We start from the raw sequence: 6,000 nt of genomic DNA, 5'->3' as shown, positions 1-6,000 counted from the left end.
CGCGGCGCCGCCGCCCGACCCGGACCGGCTGCGGCCCGGGTCGGCCCGGTGGAAATGGCGCCCGGCCGCGCCCATCCTGGGGAGGTCGGGCCCGCCCCCGGGCCGCCGTACGACCCCACGGAGGGCCCATGCAGCAGCCGGCCCCGTACCCCTACCGCACCACCCGCGAGGACGTCCGGATCGCCATGCCGGACGGCACCCGCCTCGCCGCCCGCCTCTGGCTGCCGGTCACCGACCACCCGGTGCCCGCCCTGCTCGAACACCACCCCGGCGGGCTCGGCGACACCACCGCCGTCCGCGACGCCCAACGCCACCCCTGGTACGCCGGCCACGGCTACGCCTCGCTGCGCGTCGACGCCCGCGGCCACGGCAGCTCCGAAGGCAGCCCGGCCGACCCCGCCTCCCCCGCCGGCACCGACGACGGACTCGCCCTGCTCGACTGGCTCACCGCCCGCCCCTGGTCCAACGGCCGGGCCGGCGCCTTCGGCATCGGCCGCGGCGCCGCCGCCGCCCTCGCCCTCGCCGCCGGCGCCCTGCTAGCACTCGCCGCCGTGGTCGCCGTCTGCGCGGACGACCGCACCGCACCACGGCGGGACCTGGCCGGCGCGCCGCTCGCCGCCGCCGTGCACGGCGGATCCGCCGCCCGGCTCGCCGCCGCCTGCCGCCCGCCCGACCCCCGCTACACCGGCGACGACTGGCGGCGGCTCTGGCTGGAACGCCTCGCCGCCGTCGACCCCGGCGCCGACGACGAGGGCGGGCCGATCGACCTCCGGACCGTCCGCGCCGCCGTCCTCGCCTTCGGCGGCTGGGCCGACCCGCAGGCCGGCACCGTGCTGCGCCTGGTCGAGGAACTCGGCCCGGACGCCCGCGGCGTCCTCGGCCCCTGGCCGCACCAGTACCCCGACCAGGGCCTGCCGCCCGGCCCGGCGATCGGCTTCCTCCAGGAGACCCTGCGCTGGTGGGACCACTGGCTCAGGGGCGCCGACACCGGCGTCCTCAAGGTACCCGCCCTGCGCAGCTGGATGAACGAGTCGGTGCCGCCCGCCCCCTCCTACGCCAACCGGCCCGGCCGCTGGATCGGCGACGACGGCTGGCCCTCCCCCGACGTCCGCGAGGTGCACTACGGACTCGACGACGCGCTGCGCACCGCCGGGACGCCCTCCGGCGAGCGCTTCGTCCCCGTCCGCTCCCCGCAGCACACCGGCATCGACGCCGGGGCGCTCCGGCCGGCCGGCGGCGCGGCCGACCTGCCACCGGACCAGCGCGAGGAGGACGGCCGCTCGGTCTGCTTCGACTCCGTGCCGCTGCCGGAGCCCGAGGAACTGCTCGGCGGACCGGCGCTGCGGCTGCGGGTGCGCTGCGACGGCCGCCACGGGCAGGTCGCCGCCCGGCTCTGCGACGTGGCACCGGACGGATCGTCCACGCTGGTCACCCGGGGTGCGGCGGCGCTGGCCGGCGGCACCGGCCCGGTCGAGGTGGAGGTGGAGCTCGCCCCGGTCGCGCACGCCTTCCCCGCCGGGCACCGGATCCGGCTGGCGCTCTCCTCGGCGTACTGGCCCTGGCTGTGGCCGGTCGCGGAGACCGGTGGCTTCGAGGTGGACCCGGGCGGCTCGGTGCTGACGCTGCCGGTGCGGCACCTGGCGGCGGGCGCCGGCCGCGGGCCCGGCCCCACAGGGGGAGCCGGGCCCGCGGGGAGCCGCCGGACGGGCCGTCAGACCCGGACGATCGCCGAGATCGGCATGGCCGTCGCCGAGACGTAACGGACGACCGCACCGGTGTGCGGCGCGTGGATGACCTGCCCGCCGCCCACGTACATGCCGACGTGGTGCTGGTCGCCGTAGTAGATCACCAGGTCGCCGGGCTTGGCGTTGGCGATGTTGGTGCCGATGTTGGTGCCCGCGCCGGCCTGGGACTGCGAGGTGCGCGGGATCGAGACGCCGGCCTTGCCGTACGCCCACTGCATCAGACCGGAGCAGTCGAAGGTGCTCGGGCCGGTCGCACCGTACACGTACGGGGCGCCCAGCGCGGACTTGACGGCCGCGATCGCCTTGGCGGTGTACGAGCCCGAGGGCACGTCCACACTGCCGAGGTCGGGACGGGCGGTGTCCCGCGAGGCGCGGTCCGCGGAGGACTTGGCCGCGGAGGCCGCCTTCGCCTCGGCCGCGGCGAGGTCGTCCTTCTCCTTCTGCGTGAGGGTGTTCAGCAGGGCGCTGGCCTTGGCCAGCTTGTCCTGGAACTCCTCCTTCTTGGCCTTCAGCGCGCGGGTGCTGGTGTCCAGCTCGGCGAGCTTGTGCTCGGCCTCGACCTTCTGGCCGTCCAGCTTGGCCTGCTCGGCCTTGAAGGACTTGAGGGTGTCGGCCTGGGTGGCGCTCATCCGGCTGACCGCGCCGGCCTGGCCCAGGAACTCGCCCGGGTTGCTGGAGAGCATCAGCTGGACGGTCGGCGAGATGCCGCCGTCGCGGTACTGCTGGGCCGCGACCTCGGCGAGGCGGCCCTGGACGCCGCTGACCTCCGCCTGCTGGCGGGCGACCTGGTCCTGCAGCTGGGTGACCTGCTTCTGCAGGTCCTGCTGCTTCTGCTCGGCCGCGAGGTAGGCCTCGTTGGAGGCCTCGGCCTGCTCGTTGAGCTGGTCGACCTGGGCCGCGACCTGCTCCTTGGTGGGGGTCGGGTCCGCGTGCGCGCCGGTCTGCGAGGAGAGGGCCACCGCAGTGGCGGCTGCCGCAGTCAGGATCGAGGCACGGGTACGGCCGACGGGCTTGGGACGACGATGGGACGCCACGAAGGCGGACTCCTTCTTCCTCACACCGCCTACCGGGTGAGCTGACGGGTTCGGGCCGGAAGCATTGCCCTACGACGCCTCACGCCCGCACCCGCCCGTCCGCGGTCCGACCGCGGCCCGGCCGGCGCGGCCGACCTGACGCCGATTCACCCCGGGGGAAACGTGGTTCCCCGGCTCCGTTCGACAGCACCCCCGCAGGGGCTCCCCGTGGACGGTCGGGACCGTCCTGCTGCGTCGCGGACTCGGCGGCGACCACCGCCGCCGCCCGGGTTGGGCGAACCACTGTGCGGTGATCCGTGGGGATGACCCTAGTAACCGATCCGTGATCCGTTCAAATCCTTGTCAGAAAAACGACGGGGAAATGTTGTCGTGAAAATGTGATTGCGACCGCCGGTGACCGGTAATCCACGCTCGGCTGACGCGATGTCACCCGTCGGCGGACAAAACGCGACGCCCGGGCGTGTCGGAGATCACACGGTGATCGCGACGCGCCCGGGCGTGTCATGCGGCATCAGAAACGCCGCAGGTGAGGCTTATGTCCGAATTGCTACTGGAGGGTCAGACGCGGCGGATCGTCTTGATCGGCAGGGTGTCGGCGTCCATCACCTTCACCACGTCGCCGGTGTGCGGCGCGTGGACGACGAGGCCGTTGCCGATGTACATGCCGACGTGGTGCGCGTCCGAGTAGTAGATGACGAGGTCACCCGGCTGGGCGTCGGCCAAGGAGGGTACCCGGGCGCCGACGCTCGCCTGCGACTGCGAGGTGCGCGGCAGCGACACGCCGGCCTTGGCGTACGCCCACACCATCAGACCGGAGCAGTCGAAGGAGTTCGGGCCGGTGGCGCCCCAGACGTACGGGGTGCCGCGCTTGCCCATCGCCGCGGCGACCGCGGTGGCCGCGTAGCCGGAGGCCGGCGGCAGGCTGCCCAGGTCGTAGCGGCTGTCGCCGCGCGAGGCGCGGTCGGTGCCGAGGACCGCGGCGCGCTCGGCGGCGGTCAGCGTGCTCAGCAGGCTCTGGGCCTCGGAGAGCTTCTTCTGGACCTCCGACTTGGCGTCGTTCAGGACCTGGGTGGAGCGGTCCAGCTCGGACAGGATGGCGGCGGCCTCCTGCTTCTGCTGGTCCAGCCGGCGCTGCTGGTCCCGCAGGCCCTTCAGCGTCGAGGCCTGGGTGTCGGTGGCCTGCTCGTTGCTGGACGCCTTCGCGAGGTAGTTGTCCGGGTTCGAGGAGAGCATCAGCGCGACCGTCGGGTCGACGCCGCCGGTGCGGTACTCGTCGGCCGCGACCGCGGACAGGCCCGACGCCACCTGGGAGAGCTGCTCCTGGCTGCGGGCGATCTGGTCCTGCAGCTGGTCGGCCTGCTTGCGGAGCTGGTCGGCCCGCTCCTTGGCGCCGTTGTACTTCTCGGCCGCCTGCTCCTGCTCCTCGAGCAGCTTGTCGACCTGGACCTTCACCTCGTCCTTGCTCGGCTTCGCCGGCGCGGCATGCGCGGCGGCCTGGGCCGACAGGGCGACCGCGGTCGCGGCGGCAGCGGTGAGCACGGTGACCCGCGCGCGGCTCGGCTGCTTGGGACGGCGGTGGGAGGCCAAGGGACTAGCTCCTTCTTCCTGCTGGACTCACCCGATCGGGTGGACGTCCGGAAAATAGGTTTGACGCCAGACCCTAGTGAAGATCCGCCCCCTGCGCCACTCCCGTGCCGGGCGAACTTGGCGCGGAACGCTGGATTTCACCACCCCGACACAACCCCGCCACCATGCCCTCCACCTGGGCCGACGACCCGTCAGGGCCGGGCGAGCCGGTTGAGCAGCAGGATCGACGCGACCGGGCGTGCACCGGCCTTCCGTACGCCGTCCGCAACCTCCCGATCCGTGGAGACCACCACGACCGGCCGGCCCTGCGGCTCGGCCCGCACCAGGCGGCGGATCAGCTCGTCCGCGGTCTCCCCGGTGCGGCTGAAGCGCACCCGGACCCCGCGCGGCGGCGCCATGATCACCGGGACGTCGAGGTCCTGCCCGTCGAAGACGCAGGTGACCTCGGCCTGGGTGCGCTGCGCGAGCATCGCCAGACCGCCCAGCAGCCGCATCCGCTGCTGCTCCAGCGGCAGCGTCGGATACCCGGTCTTGGTCACGTTGTAGCCGTCGACGACCAGGTGCACCTGAGGGATCGCCAGCAGCTGGTCGAGCAGTGCGGGGTCGTCCTCCGCCAGACCGCGGCGCGCCACGTCGTGCGGGTTGGCCGAGCCCGGCTCGACCGCCTCCACCAGGTCGGCCGGGCGCAGCTGCGCCACCGGCAGCGCCAGCTCGCGCTGCAGGCCCTGCGCCGACTGCAGCACCGTGTCGAGCAGCAGCCGCAGCCGCATGTCCTCCACGCTGCGGCCCTCGCGCGCCGACCGCCGGCCGGCCTCCGCGGCCGTCTCCAGCTCGGTGATCCGGTGCCGCAGCCGCCGGGCCTCGCCGTCCGCCGCACTGCGCTCGGCGGCCGCGGCGGCCCGCGCCGCCTCCAGCTCGGTCGCCAGCTTGCGGGCCTCGGCCTGCGCCCGCCGGGTGTCGCTCTCCAGGCTCCGGACGCGCTTGCGCAGCGACTCCGCCTCCCGGCGCACGCCCTCCGACTCGGCGCGGTGCCGGTCCAGGTCCGCGCGGGCGGCGGCGCGCACCTCCGTCAGTTCGGCCTGCAGCTTCTCCACCACCCGGGCGGCCTCGGCGGCGGCGCCCTCGGCGTCCGCCCGCTCGACCTCGTCGCCCGCCTCGACCACCAGCCGGCTCCAGCCGGCCGGGCGCAGCAGGTAGGCGGCGGCGGCCACGTCCATCGGGTCGGCGGCGGCCGGCACCGCGCCGGACTCCAGCGCCTTCACCAGGTCGGGCTGGCCGAGCCGCAGCCGATCGGCTATCCGGACGCGGAAGACCGGCTCCGCGTCCAGCGCCGCGGCCAGCGCGGTCGCCGCGTACTTGGCGCGCCGGGCCGGGGTGAACTTGGCGTACGGGCGCAGACCCGCGGGCAGTTCGCCGGGCGGGATGGCGCCGAGCGCGTCGGCGGCGATGCCCACGACCCGGCGGCGGACCCCTTCGGGCAGCGGCCGGTCCAACTGCTCGGACGGTGCGTCCCCGGCCGCGGGCTCCTGCCCGGCCCCGGCGGCGTCCGGCAGCTCCGCGTCCGCGGCGGGCTGCTGCCCCTGCGGCTCGGCCGGCCCGCTCGCTGCGTCCACCACGTCCTCGGCTCCGATTCT

At 75.0% G+C, this 6,000-nt stretch carries 4 protein-coding genes and 1 riboswitch; of the genes, 1 reads left to right on the top strand and 3 read right to left on the bottom strand.

Annotated features, from left to right (window positions below; translation table 11 throughout):
* Nucleotides 1–128: 128 nt before the first annotated feature.
* Complete coding sequence (locus ABD353_RS29375) at nt 129–1,760, top strand: CocE/NonD family hydrolase (protein ID WP_344626717.1); 1,632 nt, start codon at nt 129–131, stop codon at nt 1,758–1,760.
* On the opposite strand, the gene ABD353_RS29370 is transcribed toward ABD353_RS29375, so the two are convergent.
* The 3 genes from ABD353_RS29370 to ABD353_RS29360 all read right to left on the bottom strand — a co-directional run bounded on the left by ABD353_RS29370 (nt 1,712) and on the right by ABD353_RS29360 (nt 5,919).
* Nucleotides 1,712–2,779, bottom strand: a complete 1,068-nt coding sequence (locus ABD353_RS29370; protein ID WP_344626716.1) for a C40 family peptidase — start codon at nt 2,777–2,779, stop codon at nt 1,712–1,714. The two genes, ABD353_RS29375 and ABD353_RS29370, sit on opposite strands and share 49 nt — an antisense overlap.
* Nucleotides 2,780–2,789: 10 nt before the next feature.
* A riboswitch (cyclic di-AMP (ydaO/yuaA leader) is annotated at nt 2,790–2,978 on the bottom strand.
* A 359-nt stretch (nt 2,979–3,337) separates the two neighbouring features.
* On the bottom strand, nt 3,338–4,366 hold the full coding sequence (locus ABD353_RS29365) for a C40 family peptidase (RefSeq protein WP_344626715.1): 1,029 nt from the start codon (nt 4,364–4,366) through the stop codon (nt 3,338–3,340).
* A 191-nt stretch (nt 4,367–4,557) separates the two neighbouring features.
* The gene (locus tag ABD353_RS29360) at nt 4,558–5,919 is read right to left on the bottom strand and encodes an NYN domain-containing protein (RefSeq protein ID WP_344626720.1); all 1,362 of its coding nucleotides are present in this window, start codon (nt 5,917–5,919) and stop codon (nt 4,558–4,560) included.
* Nucleotides 5,920–6,000 lie beyond the last annotated feature (81 nt).

This window comes from Kitasatospora arboriphila (genome assembly GCF_039528095.1).
Lineage (GTDB): Bacteria > Actinomycetota > Actinomycetes > Streptomycetales > Streptomycetaceae > Kitasatospora > Kitasatospora arboriphila.
This window is presented reverse-complemented; position numbering and strand designations above follow the sequence as displayed.

Coding starts and splice junctions, on each gene's coding strand:
- ABD353_RS29375 (WP_344626717.1), top strand. CDS start 129: ATGCAGCAGCCGGCCCCGTACCCCTACCGCACCACCCGCGAGGACGTC.